Origin of the sequence: Brevundimonas faecalis (genome assembly GCF_040549405.1) — a bacterium.
Lineage (GTDB): Bacteria > Pseudomonadota > Alphaproteobacteria > Caulobacterales > Caulobacteraceae > Brevundimonas > Brevundimonas faecalis.
Window position 1 is genome coordinate 1,289,019 of the sequence record NZ_JBEPTF010000001.1, and the last position, 26,762, is coordinate 1,315,780.

The 26,762-nt window shown below is 66.3% G+C and carries 23 protein-coding genes; 10 read left to right on the top strand and 13 right to left on the bottom strand.

What is annotated here, in order from left to right:
- Positions 1-4: 4 nt before the first annotated feature.
- From ABIE19_RS06365 to ABIE19_RS06390, 6 genes are all read left to right on the top strand, one after another.
- A complete protein-coding gene (locus ABIE19_RS06365) occupies positions 5-919 on the top strand; it encodes a hypothetical protein (RefSeq protein ID WP_354088281.1) in 915 nt (304 codons plus the stop codon).
- Positions 920-1,158: 239 nt separating this feature from the next.
- Positions 1,159-3,792, top strand: coding sequence for a TonB-dependent receptor (locus ABIE19_RS06370; RefSeq protein WP_354088282.1), 2,634 nt, complete (start codon positions 1,159-1,161; stop codon positions 3,790-3,792).
- 199 nt (positions 3,793-3,991) lie between these two features.
- A complete protein-coding gene (locus tag ABIE19_RS06375) occupies positions 3,992-4,693 on the top strand; it encodes an ABC transporter ATP-binding protein (protein ID WP_354088283.1) in 702 nt (233 codons plus the stop codon).
- Between the two features lie 11 nt (positions 4,694-4,704).
- Positions 4,705-6,213, top strand: a complete 1,509-nt coding sequence (locus tag ABIE19_RS06380; RefSeq protein ID WP_354088284.1) for an ABC transporter permease subunit — start codon at positions 4,705-4,707, stop codon at positions 6,211-6,213.
- Between the two features lie 12 nt (positions 6,214-6,225).
- Positions 6,226-7,701 (top strand): ABC transporter permease subunit, encoded by a 1,476-nt coding sequence (locus ABIE19_RS06385; protein WP_354088285.1) that lies wholly within the window; start codon positions 6,226-6,228, stop codon positions 7,699-7,701.
- Between the two features lie 114 nt (positions 7,702-7,815).
- On the top strand, positions 7,816-8,517 hold the full coding sequence (locus ABIE19_RS06390) for an SDR family oxidoreductase (RefSeq protein WP_354088286.1): 702 nt from the start codon (positions 7,816-7,818) through the stop codon (positions 8,515-8,517).
- Positions 8,518-8,519: 2 nt separating this feature from the next.
- Here ABIE19_RS06390 and ABIE19_RS06395 read toward each other — a convergent pair whose 3' ends face one another.
- The 7 genes from ABIE19_RS06395 to ABIE19_RS06425 form a co-directional block, all read right to left on the bottom strand.
- A complete protein-coding gene (locus tag ABIE19_RS06395) occupies positions 8,520-10,040 on the bottom strand; it encodes an ABC transporter substrate-binding protein (protein ID WP_354088287.1) in 1,521 nt (506 codons plus the stop codon).
- A 10-nt stretch (positions 10,041-10,050) separates the two neighbouring features.
- Positions 10,051-10,932 carry an ABC transporter ATP-binding protein gene (locus ABIE19_RS06400; protein ID WP_354088288.1) on the bottom strand — a complete coding sequence of 294 codons (882 nt, stop codon included), beginning with the start codon at positions 10,930-10,932 and terminating at the stop codon, positions 10,051-10,053.
- Positions 10,929-11,726 (bottom strand): ABC transporter ATP-binding protein, encoded by a 798-nt coding sequence (locus ABIE19_RS06405; RefSeq protein WP_354088289.1) that lies wholly within the window; start codon positions 11,724-11,726, stop codon positions 10,929-10,931. Before ABIE19_RS06405 ends, ABIE19_RS06400 begins: the two co-directional genes overlap by 4 nt.
- Positions 11,723-12,535, bottom strand: a complete 813-nt coding sequence (locus tag ABIE19_RS06410) for an ABC transporter permease (RefSeq protein WP_354088290.1) — start codon at positions 12,533-12,535, stop codon at positions 11,723-11,725. The genes ABIE19_RS06405 and ABIE19_RS06410 overlap by 4 nt, the downstream gene beginning before the upstream one ends.
- Positions 12,532-13,467: an ABC transporter permease gene (locus ABIE19_RS06415; RefSeq protein WP_354088291.1), complete on the bottom strand. Its 936-nt coding sequence runs from the start codon at positions 13,465-13,467 to the stop codon at positions 12,532-12,534. The genes ABIE19_RS06410 and ABIE19_RS06415 overlap by 4 nt, the downstream gene beginning before the upstream one ends.
- Positions 13,468-13,502: 35 nt before the next feature.
- Positions 13,503-14,195, bottom strand: a complete 693-nt coding sequence (locus tag ABIE19_RS06420; protein WP_354088292.1) for an isochorismatase family protein — start codon at positions 14,193-14,195, stop codon at positions 13,503-13,505.
- A 123-nt stretch (positions 14,196-14,318) separates the two neighbouring features.
- Complete coding sequence (locus ABIE19_RS06425; RefSeq protein WP_354088293.1) at positions 14,319-15,128, bottom strand: GntR family transcriptional regulator; 810 nt, start codon at positions 15,126-15,128, stop codon at positions 14,319-14,321.
- A gap of 123 nt (positions 15,129-15,251) precedes the next feature.
- On the opposite strand from ABIE19_RS06425, the gene ABIE19_RS06430 reads away from it, so the two are divergent.
- Positions 15,252-16,082, top strand: coding sequence for a GntR family transcriptional regulator (locus tag ABIE19_RS06430; RefSeq protein ID WP_354088294.1), 831 nt, complete (start codon positions 15,252-15,254; stop codon positions 16,080-16,082).
- Positions 16,083-16,123: 41 nt separating this feature from the next.
- Here the strand turns inward: ABIE19_RS06430 and ABIE19_RS06435 are convergent, their stop codons facing one another.
- Positions 16,124-17,617: an aldehyde dehydrogenase gene (locus ABIE19_RS06435; protein WP_354088295.1), complete on the bottom strand. Its 1,494-nt coding sequence runs from the start codon at positions 17,615-17,617 to the stop codon at positions 16,124-16,126.
- Positions 17,618-17,837: 220 nt separating this feature from the next.
- On the opposite strand from ABIE19_RS06435, the gene ABIE19_RS06440 reads away from it, so the two are divergent.
- Positions 17,838-19,037, top strand: a complete 1,200-nt coding sequence (locus ABIE19_RS06440) for an FAD-dependent oxidoreductase (RefSeq protein ID WP_354088296.1) — start codon at positions 17,838-17,840, stop codon at positions 19,035-19,037.
- Positions 19,038-19,125: 88 nt separating this feature from the next.
- Here ABIE19_RS06440 and ABIE19_RS06445 read toward each other — a convergent pair whose 3' ends face one another.
- Together ABIE19_RS06445 and ABIE19_RS06450 are read right to left on the bottom strand one after the other, a co-directional pair.
- Entirely contained in the window at positions 19,126-19,419 is a 294-nt protein-coding gene (locus ABIE19_RS06445; RefSeq protein ID WP_354088297.1) for a hypothetical protein, read from the bottom strand.
- A 34-nt stretch (positions 19,420-19,453) separates the two neighbouring features.
- The gene (locus ABIE19_RS06450) at positions 19,454-20,272 is read right to left on the bottom strand and encodes a maleate cis-trans isomerase family protein (RefSeq protein WP_354088298.1); all 819 of its coding nucleotides are present in this window, start codon (positions 20,270-20,272) and stop codon (positions 19,454-19,456) included.
- Between the two features lie 92 nt (positions 20,273-20,364).
- Between ABIE19_RS06450 and ABIE19_RS06455 the strand changes: the two genes are divergently transcribed.
- Positions 20,365-21,495 (top strand): class I SAM-dependent methyltransferase, encoded by a 1,131-nt coding sequence (locus ABIE19_RS06455; RefSeq protein WP_354088299.1) that lies wholly within the window; start codon positions 20,365-20,367, stop codon positions 21,493-21,495.
- 147 nt (positions 21,496-21,642) lie between these two features.
- On the opposite strand, the gene ABIE19_RS06460 is transcribed toward ABIE19_RS06455, so the two are convergent.
- Both ABIE19_RS06460 and ABIE19_RS06465 read right to left on the bottom strand, forming a co-directional pair.
- Positions 21,643-23,799, bottom strand: a complete 2,157-nt coding sequence (locus ABIE19_RS06460) for a TonB-dependent receptor (RefSeq protein ID WP_354088300.1) — start codon at positions 23,797-23,799, stop codon at positions 21,643-21,645.
- Positions 23,800-23,952: 153 nt separating this feature from the next.
- The gene (locus ABIE19_RS06465) at positions 23,953-24,633 is read right to left on the bottom strand and encodes an SDR family NAD(P)-dependent oxidoreductase (protein WP_354088301.1); all 681 of its coding nucleotides are present in this window, start codon (positions 24,631-24,633) and stop codon (positions 23,953-23,955) included.
- Between the two features lie 157 nt (positions 24,634-24,790).
- Between ABIE19_RS06465 and ABIE19_RS06470 the strand changes: the two genes are divergently transcribed.
- A complete protein-coding gene (locus ABIE19_RS06470; protein ID WP_354088302.1) occupies positions 24,791-26,110 on the top strand; it encodes an Hsp70 family protein in 1,320 nt (439 codons plus the stop codon).
- Here ABIE19_RS06470 and ABIE19_RS06475 read toward each other — a convergent pair.
- Positions 26,107-26,754 carry a glutathione S-transferase family protein gene (locus tag ABIE19_RS06475; protein ID WP_354088303.1) on the bottom strand — a complete coding sequence of 216 codons (648 nt, stop codon included), beginning with the start codon at positions 26,752-26,754 and terminating at the stop codon, positions 26,107-26,109. The two genes, ABIE19_RS06470 and ABIE19_RS06475, sit on opposite strands and share 4 nt — an antisense overlap.
- Between the last annotated feature and the right edge of the window lie 8 nt (positions 26,755-26,762).

Below are 26,762 nucleotides of genomic sequence, written 5' to 3' on the forward strand. Positions count from 1 at the left end.
CGGGATGAGTCAGGAAACGAGTCCGGATAAGCCGGTGTTCGCGGGATCCGAGGCGTTGATGCGTCTCTATCGCGCGCCCTTCATCGGTCTTTTCGCCTTTGTCGCCGTGCTGTTGGCCAATCCGGTGGCGCACAGCCTGGGGGTGGCGCTGAAGGAGCTGTTGCCGCCGGGACTCGGCGGGGCGGCGCACCTGCTGCTGGGCCTGATCGGCTTCGGCATGCTGCTGTACGGAACCCGACGAGAAGGGGAGGTGCAGGGCACGCTGCTGGGCTTCGCCGCCGGCCTTCTGATCTGGCTGGGCTGGGCTTCCTACCTGTTCGCCTTCAACCCCATGGACCTGCAGATGCCGGCGGTGGACGTCGGCGGACGTGACCGGCCGGCCATGTTGCTGTTCATCCAGGGATCGTTCGGCATCTGCGTGGCGACCCTGCTGTTCTTCGTCTTCAACAAGGACACCAAGTGCGACGCCTTCCGCTGGTTGCAGCGCAAATGCCGGCTCAGCCTGGGCAAGGCCGCGTCGGGACAGGGGCGCAACTTCTGCCGGATCACCTTCCTGGAGACCCTCTATGTCACCTGGTTCTGCTACGGCTTCTCGCTGTTCCTGGGGGATAACCGGTTCCTGGGCTATCACCACTGGGCGACCTACGGGATCATCGCCCTGCTGGCGATCTGGTCGATCTATCTGATCTGGAAACTGTCGAAGTTCAGCCGGGTCATGGCCGCCATCCGGTTCGCCATTCCGACCAAGGCCATCTTCTGGATTCCCTTCGGCGAGTTCGGTCCGCGTTGGGGTTTCTACGAGGACGTCTGGATCAATCCGCAGAAATATTCCCTGCAGATGTGGGGCGTCTTCCTGGTCTTCATGGTGCTGATCTGCGCCACGGCCTTCCTGCCCCAACGCAAGCCGAAGGCGCGTTAGACGGGCGCTGTTGCGAGCGGAAAGCTTCCGTTTGGTAAAAAATCGGTGTTGCGATACCGAAATCATGATGTCATAATAATATATCAAGTGAGTGCGTCGGGTGTTGGCGGCTGAGGGGCCGCCGATTTCCGCCCAGGAAGGCCGCGTCTTGTTGAGGGGCGAGGCGGCTGAATAAGGCGAGATCGGTGGTTGGGTCGCTGCTCCCGGGCTTCATGAGAATGAGCCAGGAGGGATGGGACGTGGCTGAATTCGATAATGGGATGCCGAGGTTGGGCCGTGACGAAAACCGGAAAGGCCGGCTGATCGCCACCACGGCCCTGACGGCAGCGACCCTGCTGGCGGTTTCGACCTTCGCTACTCCGGCGTTGGCGCAACAGGCGCGCCCTGGCGCGGATGAACCGAGCGTACTGGACGATGTGATCGTCACGGCGCGCAAACGGGAAGAGCGTCTGCAGGACGTGCCTCAGAGCATTCAGGCCTTCTCGTCTGAGCAGATCGAACGGATGAACCTGACGGACATGGACGATGTGGCGAGCCTGTCGCCGTCGATCATCTTCGACAAGTCGGCCAACCCGGAAGCCTCCACCATCGCCATTCGCGGCCTGTCGCCGACGCGCGGTCGCGGCAACGCCGCCATCCTGGTCGACGGCATCGACGTGACGGGCGCCGCCCTGGGTTCGGCCGGGGGCGGCATGCTGATCTCGACGCGCCTGCTGGACGTCGCGCGCATCGAGGTGGTGCGTGGCCCGCAGAGCGTGGAATACGGCCGCAGCGCCTTCGCGGGCGCCCTGCAGTACGTCACCAAGGATCCCAGCGCCGAGCCGGAGGCTTCGGCCGGCGTGGAACTCGGCAGCCATGGCCGTTACGACGCACGCTTCGCGATCAGCGGTCCGATCATCCCGGACGTCCTGGGCTTCCGCGCCACGGCCAATCGCTGGCACGAGGACGGCTATTATCGTGAGCGGGCCCGCGACACCCTGCTGGGTGGAGGCGAAGGCGTCGGCGTTTCCGGAAGCCTGCTGTACACGCCGACCTCCGCCCTGTCGTTCAAGGCGCGGGTCGAGTATTTCGACGACAAGTATGCGCCGGAAGCCCAGTTCCTGATCCGCTCCAACAGCGGGGTGCTGAACGAGAAGAACAATGCGGCGCTGGCGGCCGCCTATGCCGCCGGGGTCATCGGCGCGGGCGGCTACGCCATCTATGCGGGGGAAATCCCGGACGCGGGCGTCCTGGGGCGTCCGCGCCACAGCCCGGACCCGATCACGAACCAGCCCTTCCGCGGCGGCGACCGCCAGGTGTTCCGGGCCAGTCTGGTGTCGGCCTATGAAGCGGACTTCGGCCGCTTCACCTCCTGGACCGGCTACACCCACGGCGACGGTCGGAACCGCCAGGATCACGACCAAGATGCGATCCTGAGCGGCCCCGAAGGCAATCGGGTCGACATCGCGTCACGCAGCAACATCAACGACAGCACCTCGACGGTCGAGCAGTTCAGCCAGGAGCTCCGCTTCGCCTCCAGTTGGGACTTCCCCGTCCAGATGACGTTCGGCGGCCTGTACTGGAAGGAAAACGCGGACCGCATGTCGCGGGTCGTGACCCTGTCCTGCCCGGCGGCGGCGCCCTGCCCCCAGGGCGTGGCCGAGCGGATGCGGGCGGTCAATATCACCGTTGATCCGACCATTCGCGACACCGAGCACTGGTCCGTCTACGGCGGTCTGGAATGGGCCGTGTCCGACACCCTGAAGGTCAGCGCGGAGGGGCGCTTCTCGAAGGAGGAGGAGTCCGTCACGGGCAGCAACTGCGGCCTGGGCGTGAACCGCTACGGCGTGCGTTGCGGCGATCCCTATGCGCGGTCTCCGGCCGTGCCGCCGGTCTTCGGGCCGACCTCGGTGCTCAGCGACGGCGTCACCATGGCCTCTGTCTTCGCCGTGCCGGTGACGATCGAGACCAGCGACGAGTTCTTCACCCCGCGCTTCACCTTCGAATGGAAGCCGCGACGCGACGCCTTGCTCTATGTCACCGCCGCCAAGGGCGTGAAGCCGGGCGGCACCTCGACCCTGGCGGCCGGGGCCTGGATGGACTCGGATCTGGACGGCGACACCGACGAGCTATCCTACGGCAAGGAGACCCTGTGGTCCTATGAGGTCGGGGCCAAGTTGGACTGGTTCGACGGGGCGGTGCGCACCAATATCGCCGTCTTCCATCAGGACTACACCGACAAGCAGGTTGTTTCGACCAGCAGCACCCCCTCGGGCTATCCGATCGCCATCATCGAGAACGCCGGCGCCGCCATCGTGCGGGGCGTGGAGTTCGAAGGTCAGTGGGCGGTGACGTCCAACCTGCGCCTGGGCGTGGGCTATACCTATCTGGATACGGAATACACCGACTTCTACATCTACACCGACACCCGTTCGGGCATCATCAACGGCAAGATGTGCGAGCCGGCCGTGGTCGGCGGCAAGAAGCTGTGCGGCGTGGATCTGAGCGGATCGGAGCTAGAGAAAGCGCCCAAGCATTCGCTGGTCGGCTCGTTCAACTACACCGCGCCCGTGCCGGGCATGTCCGGCCTGGAATGGCTGATCGAGGGCGACGCCACCTATCAGTCCGAGCGCCTGGTCGATCAGTCGAACGACCGGATGTTGAAGGCCTACAGCCTGGCCAACATCCGCTTCGGCGTGACGGCCGACCGTTGGGATCTGATCGGCTATGTCGACAACATCTTCGACGACGACACGGTCCGTTCCGCGGACGTGAAGACGGGCGACGTCGACCGGGTTCTGTTCACGCCCCAACTGACGACCTCGACCCAGGCGGTTCTCGCGACCCTGCCGGACCCGCGTCGCTTCGGGGTTCGGTTCAACGTCAGGTTCTGAACCCCAGCCGGCCCAGGCCGGCCGACCCGACCGTCGCCGAGGCGGTCGGGTTCCACTTCCGAAAGGGCGCCCGCCCTGAAGAGGCGCCCAAGAGTTTCGGCGCGCCTGCGACGCGGATCGCGGCCGTGCGCCCGCCTTCCTGTGTGTCCGACTGAAACCAGTAAGCGTTCGACGACGTCACAATCTGAATGGAGGCCTTATGCTGGAGGCGATTGATCTCAGAAAGACCTACGGCGATTACGAGGCCCTCAAAGGTCTCAATCTCAAGGTCGATGCTGGGGAAATATACTGTCTGCTGGGCGCGAACGGCGCGGGCAAGACGACGACCATCAACCTGTTCCTGAACTTCATCGACCCGACTTCGGGCGTGGCCAAGGTCAATGGATTGGACACCTCCCAGGCCGGGCTGGAGACCAAGAAATACCTGGCCTACATCCCCGAGACGGTCATGCTGTACGGCGGCCTGACAGGGATCGAGAACCTCGACTATTTCGCGCGCCTGGGCGGCCACGACCGTTATACGCGGGCGGACTACCTGCGCTTCTTCAAGCGCGTGGGTCTGCAGGAGGCGGCGATCAACAAGCGGGTCGCGGGCTATTCCAAGGGCATGCGTCAGAAGGTCGGCATCGCCATCGCCCTGGCCAAGCAGGCCAAGGCCCTGTTGCTGGACGAACCCACGTCCGGCCTGGACCCCAAGGCCAGCAATGAGTTCTCCGAACTGCTGACTCAACTGCAATCGGAAGGCGCCGCCATCCTGATGGCCACGCACGACCTGTTCCGGGCCAAGGAGACGGGGACCCGGATCGGCATCATGCGCGAAGGCCGCCTGGTGCGTGAAATGTCGACGGACGAAGTGTCCCACGCCGACGTCGAGCGCATCTACCTCGAACACATGCACTAGGGGGACGCGCCATGACCGACACCACCATGGGCGGTGGATCACCCAGACGCGTCGGGGTGATCCGCACCATCGCCGTCAAGGAACTGCGAGAGATCTTCCGCGACGGGCGCTTCGCCTGGGCGGCGGCGATCGTGGCCGTTCTGCTGATCGCGGCCCTGACGACGGGCGCCGCGCGCTTCGCCGACTATCGCGCCATGCAGGAGGCGGCGCAGGCCCAGTCCAACGACCAGTTCTATACCCAGGGCGACAAGAACCCCCATTCGGGCGCCCACTACGGCAACTACGCCTTCAAGTCGCAGGGGCCGCTGTCCCTGTTCGACGGCGGAGTTGAAAACTATGCGGGCAGCTTCGTCTTCATGGAGGCGCACCGCCAGAACGCGGCCCTCGCGCCGCCGGCCGGCGACCTGAGCGCCATCTCGCGTTTCGGCGACCTGAACGGGGCCATGATCCTGCAGATCCTGATGCCCCTTCTGATCATCTTCCTGGGCTTCGCGGCCTTCGCCGGAGAGCGCGAGAAGGGCACGCTGCGTCAGCTGCTGAGCATCGGCGTCAGTCGCCAGGCCCTGTTGTGGGGCAAGGCCCTGGGCATAGGCGCGGCCGTCGCCCTGGTCCTTATCCCCTGCATCCTGGTCGGGGCGGTGGTCATCGCCGCCCTGCAGATCGCGCCTAGCGGCGACGCCTTCGGCGCGCGCCTGGGCCTGCTGGCCCTAGCCTATGCCGGATACGGCCTGATCTTCCTGTTCCTGACGCTGGCGGTGTCGGCCCTGGCGTCAAGTCCGCGCACGGCCCTGATCATCATGGTCGGCTTCTGGGCCTTCTGCGTCTTCCTGATGCCCAAGGCGGCGGGCGAGGTGTCCAAGGCCCTGCATCCGTCGCCTCCTCTGGGTGTCTTCCAGACCTCGATGCAGGAGACGCGCGTCAAGGGACTGGGCGGACCCCCGCCGCGCGCCCGACTTGAGATCTACCGCAAGCAACTGCTGAAGAAGTACGGCGTGGAGCGCACGGCGGACCTGCCCATCTATTGGGTTTCCACCATGATGCAGAAGCTGGAGGAGATGGATCACGAGGTCTTCGACCACTTCTACAACGGCCTGAGGGACGACTATCTGGCCCAGCGTCGGACCCAGGACACCCTGGGCGCCCTGGCCCCGGTCCTGCCGCTCAGCTCCATCTCCATGGGCCTGTCGGGCACGGATCTGAACCACCAGAACGCCTTCACCGCCGCGGCCGAAAAGCATCGCCGGATGATGGTCTTCAAGGTGAACAACTACCTCTCGGAAATGGCCGTCGGCTTCAACGCCAACCAGGCCCTGACCGGCAACGTGAGCCTGGAGACCAATGTCCTGGTCGCCAAGGAGGAGGTGTTCAAGATGGTGCCCCCCTTCCACTACGACCCGCCCAGCCTGGGCGACGTGATGCGCGAATACGGCTTCAGCTTCGGCGTCCTGATCGCCTGGCTGTTGGGATCGATCGTCGTCGCCGTGGTCGCCGTCGGGCGTCTGCGCCCGCAAACCCGCTGATCGGAGGCGCTCATGTTCAATCTGATCTTCCGTCATGAAACCCGCAGCCTGACGCGGACGCCCGCCTTCGTGTGGATTCTGGGGCTGCTCGCGGCCGCCATGATCTTCGGCGCCTGGGCCGCGGCCCAGTCCATCGCGCGCCAGGAGGCGGGGGCCCAGGCCGTCGTCGTCGCGGCGAGCAAGCAACGCGAAAAGATGCGCGGCGCCGTCGTCGCCTATGAAAAGAAGACGGCCGCCACCGGCCAGGCCTATGAGGTCGCCGCCTTCAACCACGCCGGCGGAGCCGTGCCCGCGGGCACCAACGCCGGCACCGTGGGCAGCACCCTGGTCTCGCCCGCCATCCTGCCGCCGACGGGTCTGGCCGCCTTCGCGGTGGGGCAGGGGGACATCCAGCTGTCCTACATCCCCGTCAACTCCAACAGCATCATCAGCGCCACGCGCGACGCCGAGATCGGCAATCCGGTCAACCTGAAGCGCGGTCCCTTCGACCTGTCCTTCGTGGTGATCTTCCTGCTGCCCATCTTCATCCTGGCCATCAGCTATGACATGCTGTCCAGCGAGAAGGAGCGGGGCACCCTGGCCATGGTCCTGTCGCACCCGGTGTCGCTGCGCAAGCTGATGCTCAGCAAGGTGGCGTCGCGGGCGATGATCATCCTGGCGGTGATCGTGATCGCGGGCTTCGGAGCTCTGCTGACGGTCGGCGGCGATCTGGGGCTCGCGGACACCTGGGCCCGGTTCGGCCTGTGGATGGTCGCGACCCTGCTCTACAGCCTGTTCTGGTTCGGCCTGGCCGTCCTGGTGAACGCGCTGAGCCAGAACTCGGCCACCAACGGGGTGGTGCTGGCGGGCGCCTGGCTGGTGCTGGTGGTGGTGGCGCCGACCCTGGTGTCGGTCCTGGCCACGACCGTCTACCCGGCGCCGTCGCGGTTCGAGTTCATCACGGCCTCGCGCGTAGTCCAGACCCAGGTCGAGAAGGACTACATGAAGGCGCTGGACAAGTACTTCTACGACCACGCCGAGTTCGCGCCCCAGGGCGCAGCGAGCGAGGCGGACTTCCTTGCCACCTCCCTGGCCAAGAACGCGGCCGTCGAGAAGGCCATGACGCCCCTGTTCAACCAGTTCCGCGGCCAGTTGGCCAAGCAGGACGACATGGTGGCTCAGGTCCAGTTCGTCTCGCCCGCCATCATGATGCAGCGGGTCCTGAACGACGCTTCCGGGGCCAGCGCGGCGCGCTATTCCGGCTTCATCGATCAGGTCGTGGCCTATCGCCAGGTGTGGACGGATCACTTCACCCGACGCTTCGTCGCGCAGACGCCGCTCCGTTCGGCGGACTACGCCGCCTTCCCCAGCTTCCAGTACCGGGAAGAGGCGGTCGGCGACCTGGCGGGACGGTCGGCGCCGTCCATCCTGGGCCTGCTGGCCCTGATGACGGCGGTCATGGTCGGCGCCTTCGCCGCCCTGCGCCGCTATCAGGTCGCCGCGCGCTGATCGGCCGACAAGGGGCGCGGTCCGGCCTGTTCCGCCAGGAACGGCTGGGCCGCGTCCTTTTGCATGCTAGACCAAGCTTCCGTCCGAGGATCGCGGTTCAAGAAAGGACCTTTCATGCCCCATGCCCTGATCACCGGCGCCAGCCGAGGCATCGGTCTGGCCCTGACCGAGGCGTTCGCCGAGCGTGGATGGAGCGTCACCGCGACCTGCCGCTCGCCCGACGCGGCGCAGGACCTGCGAGCCCTGGCGAAGACGCATGCGGGTCTGATCGAGATCGAGCCCCTGGACGTGTCGGATTTCGCGGCCGTCGGCGCCCTGGCGGACCGGACGGCGGGGCGTCCGATCGACACCCTGATCAATAATGCGGGGATCGCCTGGCGGGACACGCGCCTCGGCTCCCTGGACTATGAGGCCTGGCGCAGGGTCATGGACGTCAACCTGATGGCGCCGATGCGGATGGCGGAGGCCTTCGTTGAGCATGTCGCCGCCAGTGAGCATCGGAAGATCGTCTCCATCTCCAGCAGCCTCGGCTCGATCAAGGCCGCGACGAACGGCAACTACTTCTATCGGACCAGCAAGGCCGCCCTGAACATGGCGATGCGCAGCCTGGCCGGAGACCTGAAGGAAAGGGGGATCATCGTCTCCCTGTTGAGCCCAGGCTTTGTCGATACCGACTTCACGCGCGCCGCAGCCGGCGGTCCGCCGCGCATATCGGCGCGTGAAAGCGGTCAGGGTCTGGCCGACGCCGTCATCGCCCTGACGCCGGAAGATTCCGGGACGTTCAAGCGCTTCAATGGTCAGCCGATCGACTGGTGAAGCTATCGGAGCTTCATCTGCTCATAGACCGGGACACGGTGGCGGATCTTCACGTTCTCCACCCGCGGCGAATAGGCGAAGACGTCCTGATGCTCGATCAGGAAGACGGATGGGGCGGCTTCGCGATACAGGCGCGCCAGATCGCGATAGGCGGCTTCCCGCTCATGGTCGTCCATGATCACCCGCGCCTTCTTCAGCCGCTCGGTGATGGCCTGATCGCAGAAGAAGGGCGTCGGTCGCGTGCAGGAGAAGTCCTCCATGGCGCGGGTCACGTCGTAGTACTGGAAGCTGTTCCATGACAGGGCCAGGGCCTCGCCCGCCCAGGTGTTGGTCTGATACTTCATCAGGAAGTCAGGCATGGTCATGACCTGAAGCCGGGTGTTCACCCCGACGGCGCGCCAGTATTCGGCCACGGCCTGGGACATCATGTCGTCGCCGGGCGCCGCGTCGGTCAGGACCTCCATCGTCAGGTCGAAGCCCTTGGGATAGCCCGCCTCCGCCAGCAGTCGCCGCGCCTTGGCCGGGTCATAGGGATAGGGCGGGATGGACGGATCATGGCCGAAGACGCCCGTCGGCGCCGGTTGCCCGGAAGGCTTGGCGCCCTTGGGCAGCAGGGAGGCGATCGCGGTCTTGTCCACGGCATAGTTCAGGGCCTGCCGCACGCGCACGTCCTTCAGCGGGGAGGCCGGATCGCCGCCCACGTTGCGGAAGGAATAGGCCTTCACCTGCATCGACGGCGTGTAGACGACATGGAAGCGCTTCCGCTCCAGCCGCTCGGTCTCCTCCAGGTCGACCAGGGAGAAGTCCACGTCTCCCGACAGCAGGGCCTGGGTTCGGCTGGTCGCGCTGGGCAGTTCATAGAAGACCACGCCGTCGATGGACGAAGGGCGCCACGAAGCGGGGTTCCGCGCCAGGGTCAGGCGGCGAGAGCGCTGATCCCAGCCCGTCATGACGAAGGCGCCGGTGCCCACAGGCTTCTGGGCGTAGGCGTCCATGCCGATGCGGGCCACGGTCCTGGGCTCGATCATCATGACGGCGGCGAGGCGGCGCGGCAGGATGGGATCGGGCCGCTTGGTCCGCAGTTCCAGTTCATACGGCCCGACGGGACGAGCCTCAGCGATGTTGCGGGCTTCGGAGCCGATCGTGGTGCGCTGACCCTCGGGGGTGGCCAGGTAGGCGAAGACCTCGGCCGCCGCTTCCGCGTCGAACGGTCGACCGTTGGAATAACGCACGCCCTCGCGCAGCTTGAAGCGCCAGACATTGGGTTCCAGAGCGCGCCATTCGACGGCCAGGCCCGGCCCCAGTCGGCCTTCGTCGTTGATGGCGGTCAGGCCGTCGTAGATGGCGAGCCAAACCAGGGAGCCGGGGCGGCCGTTGCCCTTGAACGGATTGCCCAGGCTGGCCGGCAGGCTGCCCGCCGCGATCCGCAGGACCTGGTCGTCGGCTCGCCGGCCCTTGTCGTCGCATCCCGACAGCAGGGCGGCGCCGAGGCAGGCGATGGCGATAAGGCGACGAAGCGACATGCTGACAGTCCTAAACCGGCATCCGGGCGTCGGCCCGGATGATCTCCATCACCCCCGCCAGCACCTCGTCCGTGACGGCGCCGCCGGCTTCCAGAACGGCGCTCAGTCGCGCGTCGGCCAAGGCGGCGGCGGGGTTCAGGGCGGCGGCCAGCAGCAACTGGGTATAGGCGGTGCGCGGGTGGTACAGGACCTCGGCGGTCGGTCCCTGTTCGATGATCCTGCCGTTCTGGACGACGCAGACCTGATCGGCCATGCGGCGCACGCTGCGCATGTCATGGGACACGAAGAGCATGGCCAGGTTCAGCCGGGACTTCAGTTCCAGAAGCAGGGCCGAGATCTTGTCCTGATTGGCGAAGTCCAACGCCGAAAGGGCCTCGTCCGCGATCAGCAGCCTTGGCTCCATGGCCAGGGCGCGGGCGATGGCGACGCGCTGTTTCTGGCCGCCGGACAGGGCGGCGGGACGCAGGTCCAGCAGGCGGTGATCCAGATGGACCAGGTCCATCAGTTCCTCGACGCGCCGCCGCCGCGCGGGGCTGTCCAGCTTGCCGACGACGATCAGGGGTTCTTCCAGCACGGCGCGGATCGCATGGCGCGGATTCAGGCTGGCGCCGGGGTCCTGGAAGACCATCTGGATGCCGTGCAGCATGGCCTTCGACCGTTTGCCCAGGGCGGGCAGGCGCACGCCCTGGAAACTGATTTGGCCAGTCGCCGGCGTGGTCAGGCCGGCGACGGCGCGCACCAGGGTGGACTTGCCCGATCCGGACTCCCCCACGATGGCCATGACATGACCGGCTTCCAGATCGAAACCGGCGTCCTGAAGGACGAAGCGACGCGACGCCCCTTCGCCATAGGCCACGCCCAGGTCGCGGATCGACAGCAGGGGCGCGCTCATCTTTTGCTTCCCAGATGGGCCGAGGCCAGCAGGTCGCGGGTGAAGGCGTGAACCGGATCGTACAGTACCTGATCGACGGGGCCTTCCTCCACGATCTCTCCCTCCAGCATGACGGCGATGCGGTCGCAGACGGCGCCGGCCGCGGCGATGTCGTGGGTGATCATCAGGGCCGCCGCCTTTTCCGCCTGTCGACGCAACAGAGCCAGGATCTGCAACTGGATCGTCGGGTCCAGGGCCGTGGTCGGTTCGTCGGCCAGGATCAGGGCCGGATTGTTGATCAGGGCCAGGCCAATCATGGCGCGCTGGCGCTGGCCGCCCGACAGCATGTGCGGATAGGCGTCCACGGAGGCGTTCTCGCCCGGCAGGCGCATGGCCTTCAGGGTGCGGACGGCCAGATCGCGCGCGGCCTTCTTGTCCAGATTCTGATGACGTCGGGCGGATTCGATCAGGATCGAACCTATGGTCTTCACCGGGTTGAAGGAGGACAGGGGATCCTGGAACACCATCCCGATCCGTCCGCCGCGAACGGCGCGCCAGTCAGCCTCGGCCAGGTTGTCGATCCTGCGGCCTTCCAGATGGATTTCGCCCGCCGTGGCGCGAACGCCCGGCGGCGTCAGGCCCCCGACAGCGAAACAGGTCAGGGTCTTGCCCGATCCCGATTGCCCCACCAGGCCCAGGATTTCTCCGCGCCGCACGGTCAGGTTCAGGTTGGGGATCAGGACGCGGTTGTCGGCCATGGCTTCCAGCCGCAAGCCGCGCACGTCCAGGACGGTTTCGCCGGTTTGAACGCTCATCGGGCGGCGTCCCGCAACTGCTTGCCCAGGCTATGAGCGGAAACGATGATGATCACCATGGCGAAGGCCGGACCCAAGGTCAGCCAGGGCGCTTCCAGCATGAAGGCGCGGCCTTCGCTCAGCATGGCGCCCCAGGTCGCGGCGCCCAGCGGCGCGCCGATGCCCAGGAAGGACAGGGCGCCCTCGGCCACGATCATCTCGGCGAAGTGGAAGACCACCAGGACCGACAGGGTCGGGACCAGGGCGGGCAGGACATGGCGGGCGTAGAGGCGCACGACGCTCATGCCGGTCATCTCGGCGGCCTGGACGTACTCGCGCTGGAACAGGCTGCGCGCCTCGGCATAGACCACGCGAGAGAAGACCGGCCACGTCACCAGACCCAGGGTCAGGGTCACGGCCCAGAAGCCGCTGTCGCCGAGCAGGGCGATGACCGTCACCGCCATGACGAAGGAGGGGAAGGACTGGGTGAAGGTTGTCAGAAGCTTCAGCGCCGCGCCCAGGGCCGCGCCGCGATGCGCCGCCACCAGTCCAAAGCTCGTGCCGATGCAGAAGGCGATCAGGGTGGCGCAGAAGGCTGCGCCGACCGACCAGCGCAGACCGTTCAGCAGGCGGGCCAGGACGTCGCGGCCCAGTTCGTCCGTGCCGATCAGATGACCGTGCGACAGGGGGGCGGCCAAGCGCGCCGACAGGTCGATGGCGCGATGGTCGTATCCCGACAGCCGATCGCCGAAGATCATCACTGCCAGACAGGCTAGGCCGACCAGCAGGGGCAGGGCCAGGGCGGGCTTGAGCGGGAAGGGGCGGCTCACGACGCGGCCCTCCCGCCGACGCGAATGCGCGGATCCAGCAGGGCCTGGACGGCCTCGGTCACGGCGTTGCTGACGAAGACGCTGACCACCATGACGAAGACCACGGCCTGGACCACGTTGAAGTCGAGGTTCAGCGTGGACTGGACCAGCAGCCAGCCGATCCCGGGCCAGGCGAAGATGGTTTCGATCACCACCAGGCCGGTCAGCATGAAGGCCAGTTCGGCGCCGATCAGGGCGACGGCGCCCAGCAGGGCGTTGGGCAGGACGTGACGCCACAGGATCCAGCCGTCGCTCGCGCCCGTGGACCGCGCCGTGCGCACGAAGTCGGCCGCGAGCGCGGCATGGGTGTTGGCCTCGACCACCCGGATCAGCTTGGGCGCCAGGAAGGAGACGACCGAGACGACCGGCAGGATCCAGGTCGCCGGACCGCCGTATCCGATGGAAGGCAGCCACTCCAATCCGGCCGCGAACAGGTTGATCAGCAACAGGGCGACGACGAAACCGGGGAAGCCCTGCAGCACCGTCAGGGCGCCGCGCACGATCCGCCGCGGCGCGCCTTCCTGCTTCTGTCCCAGCCAGGCGCCGAGCGGCAGGGAGATCAGCAGGTTCACGGTGATGGCCATGGCGGCCAGGAAGAGCGTGGCGGGCAGGGAGGCCAGCACCTTTTCAAGGGCGGGCGTTCCATCGACCAGCGACTTGCCGAAATCTCCCTGAAGCAGCCGCAGCATGACCGAGCCGTACTGGACGATCAAACTCCGGTCGAAGCCGTACTCGACCCGAATGGCCTCGATCTGCTCCGGCCGCGCGCCTTCGCCCGCCAGCACGACGGCCGGATCGCCGGTCAGGCGCAGCAGGAAGAAGAGCACCGTCATCGTGGCGGCCAGGACGAAGGCGAAGTCCCTCAGGCCGCGCAGACTCTTTGAAATGAACATCAGGAGGATTGGTTGAGCGGCAGGGGAAAATCAGGTCAGCGGGCGGCGAGCCAGTCCAGCACCTCCTGGGCCGACACCACGTCGGCGTACTTCAACTGCAGGTCGGTCAGGTTGGCGTAGTGATAGCTCTCATGCTTGTCGGCCACGCATTCCTCCGCGACGATGGTGCGGAAGCCGTAGGACAGGCTGTCGACCGCCGTGGCGCGCACGCAGCCCGAGGTCGAGCCGCCGGTGACCAGCACCGTATCCACCTTGTGCCACCGCAGATAGGAATTCAGCGGGGTCTCGAAGAAGGCCGAGGGCATCCGCTTGGTGTAGATCAGGTCCGTCGTCTCATGGATCTCGCAGCGGGGGTCGAAGGCGTGGCGTTCGGAATCGTACTTGATGTTCTGAAGGCTGTCCGGCGTGTCGGTGCGCGTGCCCCAGACGCCGGCGTCGGCCGCATCGGCCTTGTAGGCCACGTGGCTCCAGATCACCGGCATGTCCTTGGCGCGGGCGGCCGCCGAAATGCGGTTGGTGAAGCCGATCTGGTCCGGATGGGTGACGTAGGCGGTCTTGGGGAAGAGGTCGGGTCGCGTATAGGCCTGCTGGAAGTCGACGTTCACGACGGCCAGTTTCTGACCGAAGCCGAAGCGCGCGCGTGCAGGATTGGCCTTCACCGCCTCGAACAACTCGCGGGCTGTCTTGTTCTCACGGATCATGGTGGGCTCGAAGGAGAGGTCGCTCACGGTCGCATCGCCTAAATGATCTATTGATAGACCAATATTGCCTATGTCCCGTCGCAGGGCGCAAGAGGCGATTGGTCTTCGGGGCGGATAGTTTCGTCCAATTCGCGTCCCTGGGGCCTCGGGCTACCCTTGCGCCTTCCAGTCCTGACTGTCGTCCCGGCGGCTGAGCAGGTGATAGCGGAAGCGCTCGGCGTGATAATGGGCGTTGATGAACTGAACGGCCGTGCCGTCGGCCTTGCGCATGATCCGCTCGATCCGCAGCAGGGGCGAACCCACGGCGACCTCCAGGGCCGCCGACACCGCCGGGACGGCGCCCACGGCCGACACCCACAGCTCCGCCTCGTGGGGCAGGGCGCCGGCCTGTTCCAGCAGCGACAGCATCGACTGCTCGGCGAAGGCGCTTTCCTCGCAATTGTCGGCTACCGCCGCCGGCAGCCAGGAGATCAGATAGGAGAAGGGGGCTCCGCCCAGACGACGCACGCGGACGATGCGTCGGACCGGATCGCCGAGCGCCAGCCCCAGAGCCCGCGCGACCTCCGCGCTTGCGGGCTCCATCCCGGTTTCCAGCAGTTCGACCTGGGTCTCGTGACCCATGGTCCGCAGGGAATCCATCATGGTCGAGAAGGAGCCGGTGATGACCGGAAGTTCGACCTGGGGCGTCACCATGGTGCCCCGACCGCGATGCCGCGTGACCAGGCCCGCGCCAGCCAATTCGTTCAGGGCGCGCTTCACGGTGATTCGCGAGGCGCCGAGTTGTTCCGCGATCTGATGTTCTCCGGGCAGGACCGATCCGGCCGGCAGGTCGCCGCGACGAATCCGCTCGGTCAGCAGCAGGCGAACCTGATGATACAGGGGGATCGGCAGGCGATCGTCCAGCAGGGCGGGCGTCAGGCCCAGGGCGTCGATCTCGGCCGGGGTCGAGGATGAAGACATCTGGATCTCTTCAGTGAAAGACGACGAAGGCGACCAGTGTGGCCAAGTCGCTGTCGTCTGATATTAGATGCAACTTGGACAATAGACCCGGCAGTCTAGGGTGTCGGCGTCAAGAGAGGAAGCTTGACCAGCAAGGCCAAGGACAAGACCAACGACGGCGAGATCGGCCGTCGCAGCCTGAAGGCGGACGGCGGCGCCAGCAGCCTGCCCGTCTATCATCAGCTCACCACCATCCTGCGGCAGCAGATCAAGGACAGCGTCTTTCCGAAAGAAAGCCTGATGCCTTCTGAAATGCAGCTGGCCGCCGCCTATGACGTTTCGCGCGTCACGGTGCGCCGCGCGCTGGAGCTTCTGGGGCGCGAGGGGTGGATCATTCGAAAACACGGGGTCGGCACCTTCGTGGCCCCGCGCTCGGCTGAGCCCGGAGCGGGCGAGGGGCGGGTTTCCGGCCTGGTCGAGAACCTGATCACCCTGGGGCTCGAGACGACGGCGCGCCTGTTGTCCTATGACGCGGATGCGGTCGCCCCGACCACGGTGGCCCAGGCGCTGGGACTTGATGCCGGCGCACGGGTCCTGCGGATCGAGCGCCTCAGGTTCTACAAGGACAAGCCGCTGTCGGTGACCCAGGTCTATCTGCCGGAAGACGTGGCGGGTCTTGTCCCCCAGGCGGCGATCGACGATCGGCCGATCATCCGTCTGCTGGAAGGCGGCGGCGTTCGCGCCCAGCGCGCCGAACAGACCATCAGCGCCATTCCGGCTGACGACGACGCGGCGCGCAAGCTGAACGTGGCCATCGGCATGCCGCTGCTGCGGCTGCGCCGGACCGTCTTCGATGCAGACGGCCGCCCGTTCGAGCATCAGGTCGGTCTCTACAACCCCGACCAGTACGAATACCACATGCTGCTGAGCCGGGATAACAGCTCGGCGCGGCCGCAGTGGCGACATATCGGCTGATATGAAGAAGGGCGGTCCGTGCGGCCGCCCTGTCCGCCCTATCAGACGCCGAACTTGCGCAGGGTCGTGTCGGCGATCGGGATAGTGGTGGTCTTTTCCTCGGTGAAGAAGGCCATGGAGGCGGCGGCGCCGTCGCGGCCCAGGCCCGAATCCTTGACTCCGCCGAAGGGCGCCCGCAGTTCGCGCACCATGGGGGTGTTGACCCACATCAGGCCGGTCCGCACGCCCTGGCTGACGCGCAGGGCCTTGTCGAGATTCTGCGTCCAGCAATAGCCGACCAGACCGAACTGGCTTTCGTTGGCCATGCGGATCGCGTCTTCCATGTCCCTGAACTTCACGAAGGCGGCGAAGGGGCCGAAGATTTCCTCCTGGCAGACCCGGTCGCTGTTGCTGGGGGCCAGGACGGCCGTCGGCTCAACGAAATAGCCGGGCCGGTCCAGGGCGTGGCCGCCGGTCAGCAGGCTGGCGCCCTGCGATTGGGCGACGCCGACATAGGACAGGATGTGCTCGCGGTGTCGGGCCGAGGCGATGGGGCCGATCTCGGTCGCATCGTCCAGCGGGTCGCCGACGCGAATCTTCTGCGCGCGTTCCACGAAGCGGCCGACGAAGTCGTCGAAGATGGAATCCTCGACCAGGATGCGCGACCCGGCCAGGCACTGCTGGCCGTTGTTGGAGAAGATGGAGATCAGGGCGCCGTCCAGCGCTCGCTCCTGGTCCGCGTCGGCGAAGATGATGTTGGCCGATTTGCCGCCCAACTCGACTGCTGCGGGCTTCAGGCGGCGGCCGGCCGTCTGCATGATCTGGCGGCCGGTCTCCGTGCCGCCGGTGAAGGCGATCAGGTCGATGTCGGGGTGTTCCGTCAGGGCCGCGCCGGTAACGCCGCCGCGTCCGTTGACCAGGTTCACCACGCCCGGCGGCGTGATGTCGTTGATCAGTTCGACCAGGCGGGCCAGCGACAGAGGGGTCTGTTCCGAAGGCTTCAGCACGCAGGTGTTGCCGAAGGCGATGGCCGAGGCGACCTTCATCGAGGCCAGGGCGAGCGGAGAATTCCAGGGCGCGATCAGGGCGGCGACTCCGACCGGGTGGCGCGTGACGAAGGTCAGATAGTCCTTGTTCTGCTGCCAGACCTGGCCCGGTTGCTGGCTGATCGCCTCGGCGAAGAAGCGGAAGTTGTAGGCGGCGCGCAGCACTTGCCGACCCAGGACGTCGCGCCGGACGATGCCGGCGTTCAGCGTCTCCAGCGTCGCCAGTTCAAGGGCGTTGGCCTCGATGGTCTCAGCGATACGATAGAGAATCGACTGGCGCGCCTCGACGGCCATGTCGCGCCAGGCCGGATCGTTGAAGGCGCGGCGGGCGGAGCGGACGGCGCGATCCACTTCCAGGGCGTCGGCTTCCTGAAGCTCGGAGATGATCCGGCCGTCGCCGGGATAGAAGGTCGGAATGCGATAGCCGCCGACCTCGCCGACAAAGGCGCCGTCGATGAAGCTCGACACCAGCTTGGGCGCCCAGTCGAAAGGCGAGGCGGGAGCGGACATGGCGATCATCCTGTGACTTGGCCCGGAAAGGCGATACAAGGGTGTTGTTTCTAAACTAATACGTGATAGCGGCGGATCGCAACCCGTTGCCCTGGTTCGATTTCAAGGGCTTTGGCATTTCATATTAGCTCGATGGCGTGACGATCAATGGATTTGCCCTCTTGCTGCGCTCATGAACAAATGTATTAGATCGGATACAAGTCGTGTGGGGGCTCCCAGAATGCAGCAACGAGATGCTCAGGTCATCATCGTCGGCGCCGGTCCGGTCGGGCTGAGCGCGGCCATGCGGCTGGAGAGTTTCGGCGTCTCGACCATCGTGCTCGAGGCGGAAAGCGAGCTGCCGGAAGATCTTCGCGCCTCCACCTTCCACCCGCCGACGCTGGATATGCTGGCCCAGTACGGCCTGGCCGAACCCCTCATCGCCCAAGGTCTGAAGTGCGAAGAGTGGCAGATTCGCCATCACGAAACCGGCGAGCGCGCCGTGTTCGACCTGCGCTATCTGCAGGGTGAAACCGATCATCCCTTCCGCCTGCAGTGCGAACAGTTCCGCCTGTGCCGGGTCCTGGCCGAACATCTGTCGAACGCCAGGCATGTGGACATCCGCATGGGGGCGACGGTCGTGGAGGTCGTCCAGGATGACGACGGCGTGACCGTGACCTTTGACGAAAAGGGCGAGCGGCGCAGCCTGCGATGCCTCTATCTGATCGGCGCGGACGGCGCTCGCAGCGCGGTCCGCACCCTTCTGGGATGGGAGCTTGAGGGCAAGACCTATCCCGAAACCACCATACTGGCGATCACCGACTTCCCGTTCGAGGATCACCTGCAGGGCTTGTCGAACGTCAACTATGTCTGGACGGACGGCGGCACCTTCTCCCTGCTGAAGCTCAAGGACTTCTGGCGCTGCAGCCTCTATCCGCGCGGCGAGGAGACCATCGAGGACGCCCTGACGCCCCAGAGCATCGAGAGCAAGTTGCAGGGGATCGTGGCGCGGGACGAGCCCTATCGGGTGCTGGAGATCCGTCCCTATCGCGTCCACATGCGCATCGCGCCCGACTATCGGAAGGGGCGGGTGGTCCTGGCCGGAGACGCGGCCCACATCAACAGTCCCTCCGGCGGCATGGGCATGAACGGCGGGGTGCATGACGCCTTCAACCTGACGGAGAAGCTCAAGGCCGTGCTCGACGGCGGCGACCTCGGTCTGCTGGACCTTTATACGCGTCAGCGCCGCCCGATCGCCGAGGCCGAGATCCTGGCCCAGTCCGACCGTAATCGCAGCCGGATGCAGGAGCGCGATCCGGAGCGTCGCAAGGTCATGATGGCCGAGATGCAGGCCATGCTGGCGGACCCCGTCCAGCACAAGGCCTATGTGATGCGCTCTTCGATGATCGACGGCCTGCGCAAGGCGGCGACCCTGACTTGAGGGATTTCGCCGGACCGCGAGGGGATTGCGGTGCGTGCGATGGGGCGACGGGCCGGGGCGATCACGTCCCGGCCCGTTTCAATTGGGCCTACTCCCCGGCCTGCTCGGCCAGATAATGGACCTCTTCCTGCAGCACGTAGAAGACGCGGTCGGTCAGGGCGGCGTGGCGGGCGCGGCGGGCGGCCTGTTGTTCGTCGGTCAGGACATGATGGTCCACCGCGCCGGGCGCCAGGACGCCGGCGTCGTTCAGCAGAGCCTCCAGCGTCGCGACCCGATCGGTCAGTCCGGCGAGCTCGGTGGTCAGGGCCGTGATGATGGCGGTCAGCCGATCATTGGCGGTGTCTTCAAAGAAGGTCGGGCGGGGCGGCTTGGGGGAGGACATGACGACTCCTTACGGGAAACGGACGGGTTTGGGATCAGGCGCCGAGCAGGCGGCTTCGCGCGGTGGGGAAACGACTCCATAGCCGCTCCCGCCAGGGGGCGTCGGCGGACAGCCAGTCGGCGATGGGCTGTTTCAGGGACGGATTCAAGGATCGGGTCAGGGACCAGGCCGTGGCCAGGTTGGACGACAGGATGGGTGTGTCGGTCTCCAGGCTGGCGACCGCCAGGGCGGCCAGGCTGGGGGCGCCCGTGCCCATGGCGATGACGGCTTCGGCCGGGGGCGTGGTCAAGGCCTGGCGCAGGCCCGTCAGCAGGGTGGTCGCGGTCTGGCCGTAGATGGGATGGACGGCCCCTTCGGCCAGGGGGGATTGCACCACGGCCGCGACCTCGAAGCCCATGTCGCGCCAGTGGCGGGCTGCGAGCTCCGTCAACTCGGCGGGATAGGGGCTGACCAGGACGATGCGTCGTGCGCCGAGCGACGCAAGCCCGTCCTTCAGGGCGTCGGCGGCGCAGACGACGGGGCAGGGGCCGGAGCGGCGCTGCAAGGACTGCGGGTGCCGGCGCGAGGGGCCCAGCAGATAGGTCGAACCCGTACAGGCGAAGCCGACGGCGTCCAGCGGCGCGTCTCCGAACGGAGCCAGCCAGTCGGGCAGGCGGGTCTCATAGGCGCGCAGCCGGTCGAGCATCCCGGCCGCCTGAACATGCATGCGGGCGGTCAACAGATTGACGTCCGGCGGCAAGAGGACCGACAGTTCGGCTTCCGCCGTCGGGTTCTCGGCCGGGGTCAGCAGGGCGACGATCCCGCCGGCGCCCAGGTCGGGCCTTTCGGCGGCGGAAGACGGCGTTGAAGGCATGATCGAAACCCCGGGCGGATGCTTTCGCATTAGAGGTATTTGATATAATACATCGCTGGGGCCCTAGGCCAGCCGAACCTGGAGAAGAGCGCATGATCATCGACCGAACGGCCACGCACGAGCTTCTGGCGCGTCCGCTGCACGACGAGGCGGCGCGCACCCAATACATCGTCCAGTTGAAGAACCGCCTGCGTCGTTTCGAGGAAGGCAACCGTATCGCCCTGGAGGCCCGCGCAGCGCCGGCCTACGCCGCCGCCACGGGCAAGTCGCCCGAAACGGTCGAGCAGATCACCGAGGCCATGGTCGGCGATCCCTTCTACCAGATTTGGAGCGCCTTCAGCCGCAGCGCCCAGGACGTGATGTGGAACTCGGTGGGCGAGACCATCCAGCGCGAACTGCCGCGCATGAAGGCCGTTGCGGCTCGGCTCGACAACGCCCCGGCGGGCGGCAGTTGCGAGACCAGCCCTGACTTCGCGGCGCCGGCCGACGCCTATGCGGGCCATATCCACGGCCAGCCCGGCGGCTATATGCGGGGCGAGGAATCGACCGAGGACTTCGTGGCGGGCGCCCTCTATGAGAGCGGCGGCAACGCCTACTCCCTGGGGGTCGGCATCGGCACGAAGGACTCCAAGTCCGCCGCCGTGATCGACTTCCTGGCGGAGCGGTATCCGGACTTCAAGCCGCGCCGCATCCTGGATCTGGCCTGCTCCTCCGGCGGGGCCACGGTCGGCTACGCCGCCTCCTTCCCCGAAGCCGAGGTCTATGGCGTCGACGTGGCGCCCGGGCTGCTGCGCTACGCCCACCTGCGCGCCGAGGCCATGGGTCTGAAGGCCCACTTCCGCCAGATGGACGCAGGCGACATGCCGTTCGAGGACGAGAGCTTCGATCTGGTCGTGTCGCACAACATGATGCACGAGGTTTCCCGCGAGTCCCTGGGACGCATCTTCAGTGAGGCGCGCCGAGTCCTGCGGCCCGGCGGCATCGTCGTTCACCAGGACGTGCCGATGAAGGGGGCGGACTTCAGCCCGTTCGAGAAGTTCATCTTCGCCTGGCAGACCAAGAACAACGACGAACCCTTCTGGGACGAGTTCCTGGCCACCCACGCGCCCTCGGTCATGCAGGAGGTCGGCTTCGCCCCGGACCAGATCCTGGAGACCACGGTGCGGATGCGCGACGGCCCCCGGGCCTGGTACGTCGTCCTGGGAGAAAAGCCTGCCGCCTAACGTTGCGTCCGTATTGAAACGCCGAAGCCCCGGTCCATCGGATCGGGGCTTCTTCCTTGGGCGCACATCGGACGAAAAGAAGCCCGCAATGCACGAAGCATTGCGGGCCTGGGGAAGTCGCCGCTCGGGGGCGGGTTCGGGGAATGTCTAGAAGTTGGCCTCGTAGGTCAGGCCGATCTGGCGGCCGCGCGGCAGGGAGCCGACGAAGCCGCGACGATTGGTCGTGAAGTCCGAGTAGCGGATGATGCCCACCGGATCGATGTTGTCGAAGATGTTGCGACCGAACAGGATCACGCGGTGCGGACCGCGCTCCCAGCCCAGCTGGAGATTGGCGGTGTCGCGTCCATCGACCCACGCCAGGTTGGCGACCTGATCGTATTTCTTCGAGCGGAAGGCGTAGGTGCCGTCGATGAAGAAGCGGTTCTCGCCGACGTTCCAGGCATAGTTGGTGCCGAGGGAGTACTGGATCTTGGGCGCGTTCGGGATGGCCTTGCCGCGCACGTCGCCGTCGCCGCCCGACAGGGTGGCGAAATCGGGATCCTTGGCGTTGGTGTATTCCGAGTCGGCGTAGGCGAAGGTGCCGCGCACGCTCCAGTCGGAGGTGATCTTGGTCTGGGCCTCGACCTCGACGCCCTTGACCTCGACCTCGCCCACATTGCGGATGAAGGAGACGGTCTCGGTCGCCGACAGATTGGCGACCTGGGTCATCTGCTGGTTGCTCCAGTCGATGTAGTAGCCGGCGACGTTCAGGCGAACGCGGCGGTCGAACAGGTCGCTCTTGAAGCCCAGTTCATAGTTCCATGCCGTCTCTTCGCCGTAGGAACGGTCCGCGGCCGCCAGGCGCACGTCGGTGTTGAAGCCGCCCGGCTTGTTCCCGCGCGCTACCAGGCCGTAGATCATCAGATCATCTGTGGCCTTGTAGGACAGGGTGAAGCGGGGATTGGTGGAGCGATAGGTCGCTTCATAGTTGAAGTGGGAATCGCCGCCCGTCAGGCGCAGCTTTTCCTCGGCCACGCGCACCTCGGCCGTGCCCGACAGCTTGTCGGTGAAGTCGAAGCCGACCAGGCCGAAGGCGGCCAGGTTCTCCGTTTCGACCGTGCCGTTGTTCTGAAGCGTACGGGACACGTAGCGATAGCGGCCGTCCCAACGATCGCTGTTGAAGTAATAGGCGCCGGCCAACCAGTGCAGGCGCTCGCTGCGCGGCGAGGCCAGCCGCAGTTCCTGGCTGAAGCCCTTGATGTTCACGCGATCATCGACGTGCAGCGAACCGCCCAACAGGCGCTGAGGCAGGAAGTCCAGATCGGCCTTACGATGCTCCTCGGAGTCATTGTAGGCGCTGATGGAGGTCAGGGTGTAGCCGTTGTGGTCGTATTCCGTGGTCAGGCTCAGCCGGCCGGTCTTGCGCTCGACCCCGCCGCCGCCGATCTCGTCCAGGTTCAGACCGATCATGTCGGGCGTGACCTTGATCGCGCCGCAGTAATATTGCGTCCGGGCGCTCAGATAGCAGTTGTTGGCCGTGGACCGCTGGATGGCCATGGGTTCATGACCGTCGTCGTTGTAGGCGTAGGAGCCGCGCAGCATGAAGCTGAGGTCCGGCGTCGGCGTGTAGAGCAGAGCCAGGGTCCCGCCCACGGTCTTTTCCTGGCCGATGGTCTTGCCGTTGCTCGGCGTGCCGGGGGCGTTGTTCCGGTACTCGCCGCCATAGGTATAGTAGTTGACCGAGGCCTGGGCCGACAGGACGTCGCGCACCAGCGGGCCGCTGAGGCCCATCAGGAAGTTGTACTCGTCATGCTCCGCCGCCGTGGCGCGGATCAGGCCTTCGACCTCGTTTGACGGTTTGCGGGTGGTGTAGCTGATGGCGCCGGAGAAGGTCTGGCGGCCGTACAGGGCCGACTGCGGCCCCTTGATCACCTCGACCTGGTTCACGAAGGCCATTTCGGTCGCGAACAGGCTGTCCGGAATATAGACGCCGTCGACGAAGGAGGCGGCGTTGGGGGAGCCGTAGACGTTGGCCTGGCCTCGGATTACGGGGCGTTCGAAGCGGCGACCCTGGTCCTTTTCGATGTTCAGGCCCGGTGCGACGGACGACAGGTCGGTCACCTCGCGAATGCCGCGCCGCTGCATTTCCTCGGCGTTCACAGCCGTGATGGCCAGGGGAACTTCCTGCAGACGTTCATTGGTCTTGCGGGCTGTGACGATGATGTCGTCGACCTGAACGGCGTCTTGCGCGAAAGCGCCGCCGGCCAGGACCGACAGGCTGGCGGCAAGGGCGGTTCCCCCCAAGACATAGGCGCGGTGTCTCATCCTAGCTCCCTCCATGCCTCCCCTAAGGCATGTATCTTTTTGAATACGAGATGATTGCGACACAAGCCGAATGGCCTGTCAACAAATGATCTATAATTGGATCAATTGTGCGCCGCGTCGTGTGGCTTTCCCGTTGCGTCTCTTGCCGGCGGACTAGACCCGCCCGCGCACGGGAACCAGGGCCCCGGTCACGGCGGATGCGGCGTCGCTGGCCAGGAACAGCATGACGGCCGCCAGTTCGGCCGGTCGAACCCAGGTCGCGGCGTCTGCGTCGGGCATGTCGGCGCGATTGGCTGGAGTGTCGATGATGGAGGGCAGGACGGCGTTGACCGTCAGGCCCGTTCCCTTGGTCTCTTCCGCCAGGGATTCCGTCAGCCGGTGTACGCTCGCCTTGGAGGCCGCATAGGCGCCCATGCCGGCGCGGGCCTGAACCGCGCCCCAGGCGCCGACGTTGACGATGCGGCCCTGCGAGACGCGGCTGAGGTGGGGCAGGGCGGCGCGGCAGGCGTTCAGCGCCGTCTCCAGGTTCATCCGATGCATCCGGTTCCACCCGTCCAGCGGCCCCTCGGTCATCTGCCAGACGAAGCCGCCGGCGATGTTCAGCAGGCCGTCGATCCGGCCGAAGCGCTCGGCCACAGCGTCCATGGCCGCCTGGGCCGCCGCCGGGTCCGTCAGGTCCACGCCGCCCAGGCCTATCCAGGCGGCGTCGTCCGGCCGCTCGACCGCGCCGAAATCGATCGCCGCGACCAGATCGCCCCGCGCCAGGGCCGCATCCGCGACGGCGCGTCCCAGGACGCCCGAAGCGCCGGTGATCACTGTGACTCTCTGGCTCATGAAACCCTCCCGTGGACCGGTCGTCAGCTACCGGCGCGGAAGTCGTCGGGTCAAGGCGTCGCGACGGTGTTCAGAGGCGGAAAATGCGCGCTTGGGCTTGACCTGAACGGGCAGGGGCCTAGGAACCCCGGCCGCCTTCTCCGTCAGGTCGCCGTTCATGTCCTCCGCCACGCCCGCCACCATCGGCATCGACTTCGGCACGACCAATACGGTGGTGTCCCTGACCCACGGCGACGGCCCCGCGACCCTGGTGCGGTTCGAGGCCGAGGGGCGCGACCTGTTCGCCTTTCGCTCGGCGCTGAGTTTCCAACTGCATGAGGCGCGCGACGGCGGCGCGCCCGAGCGCGTGATCGAGGCGGGCCCCTGGGCCATCGAGGCCTATGTCGAAGACCCGCTGGAGACCCGTTTCATCCAGTCGTTCAAGACCTTCGCCGCCAGCGCCGCCTTCACCGAAACCCGCATCGACAACCGCCGCTATTGTTTCGAGGACCTGCTATCGGCCTTCCTGCTGCGTTTGAAGCATCACGCGGACGGGGCGATGGACGCCCTGCCGCCGCGCATCATCGTGGGGCGGCCCGTCACCTTTGCAGGCGGCAATCCCAACGAGGCCCTGGCGCTGGGTCGGTATGAGGCGGCTTTCGCCCGCCTCGGATTCACCGACATCCGCTACGCCTACGAACCCGTCGGCGCGGCCTTCTTCTTTGCGCGCGAGCTGAAGCAGGACGCCAATGTCCTGGTCGCCGACTTCGGCGGCGGCACCAGCGACTTTTCCATCGTGCGGTTCGAGCGGAAGGACGGCGCGCTGAAGTCCACGCCGCTGGCCCGGTCGGGCGTGGGCGTGGCGGGCGACGCCTTCGACTATCGGATCATCGACCAGTTGGTCTCGCCGGAGCTGGGCAAGGGCAGCCTCTATCGCGCCTTCGACAATCGCCTGCCGATCCCGCAGCGTTACTACAGCGCCTTCGCCCGCTGGGACCAACTGGCCCTGCTGCGGGCGTCCAAGGACATGCGCGACATTCGCGGCCTAGCCTCGACGGCGCTGGAGCCCGAGAAGATCGAACGCCTGATCGAGGTGCTGGACGACAACCATGGCTACGCCCTCTATCGCGCCGTTTCGAATCTGAAAGAGGCCCTGTCGTGCGACGAGGAGGCGGTCTTCTCCTTCATCGCCGGATCGGTGCGGATCGAGAAGCCGGTCAAGCGCGTGGACTTCGAGGACTGGATCGCGCCTGAGCTTCAGGCCATGGAGGCCGCTGTCAACGAGGCCATGAGCCAGTCGGGTCTGGACGGGACGCAGATCGACCGCGTCTTCCTGACCGGCGGCACCTCCTTCGTTCCGGCTGTGCGCGACATCTTCATCCGCCGCTTCGGCGCTGACCGCATCGAGACCGGCGGCGAGTTCGAATCCATCGCCTCGGGCCTGGCCCTGATCGGGCGCGAGGCGGACCTGGACCTTTGGAGCCAGAAGGCGGCCTAATCCCGGTCGGGTGCGCCCAAGGGGAAATAGGTGCGGTAGGGTCGGGCCTCGTTTACCGCCCGCGCCATCGACGGCCGGGCCAGAAGCCGGGCGCGATAGGCTTTCAGCGTCTTGAAGCGCGTATCAATGGGATAGGTCCAGTCGGCGTAGAAGAGCGCGGGCGCGGCGGCGCAGTCGGCCAGGCTGAAACCGTGGTCGGTGGCCCATTCCCGCCCCGCCAGCCGTTCGTCCAGCCAGGCGTAGGTCGCTTCCAGCATCTGCTTGGCCTCAGCCACGCCATAGGGATCGCGGTCAGCCTCGGGACGGATCGCGTTGAAGACGACCTTCTGCTGCGGCGACGAGATATAGTTGTCGAACACTCGGTCCATCATCCGCACCTCGACAGCGGCGGCCGGATCTTCGGGGATCAGGCGCACGGGGCCGGGGTGATGGACGGCCAGATGCTCGATGATCGAAGTGGCCTCGAAGATCGTGCGGCCGTCGTCCTCCAGCACCGGAAACCGTTTCAGCGGCCACAAGGCCGCCAACTCGGCCATCGACGCCTCGTCCTCCAGTAGTTTGAACTCGAACGGCGTGTCGTTCTCATACAGCGCGATCAGCGCCTTCTGGCAGTAGGACGAGAAGGGGTGGGCGTAGAGCTTCATGCGTGGTT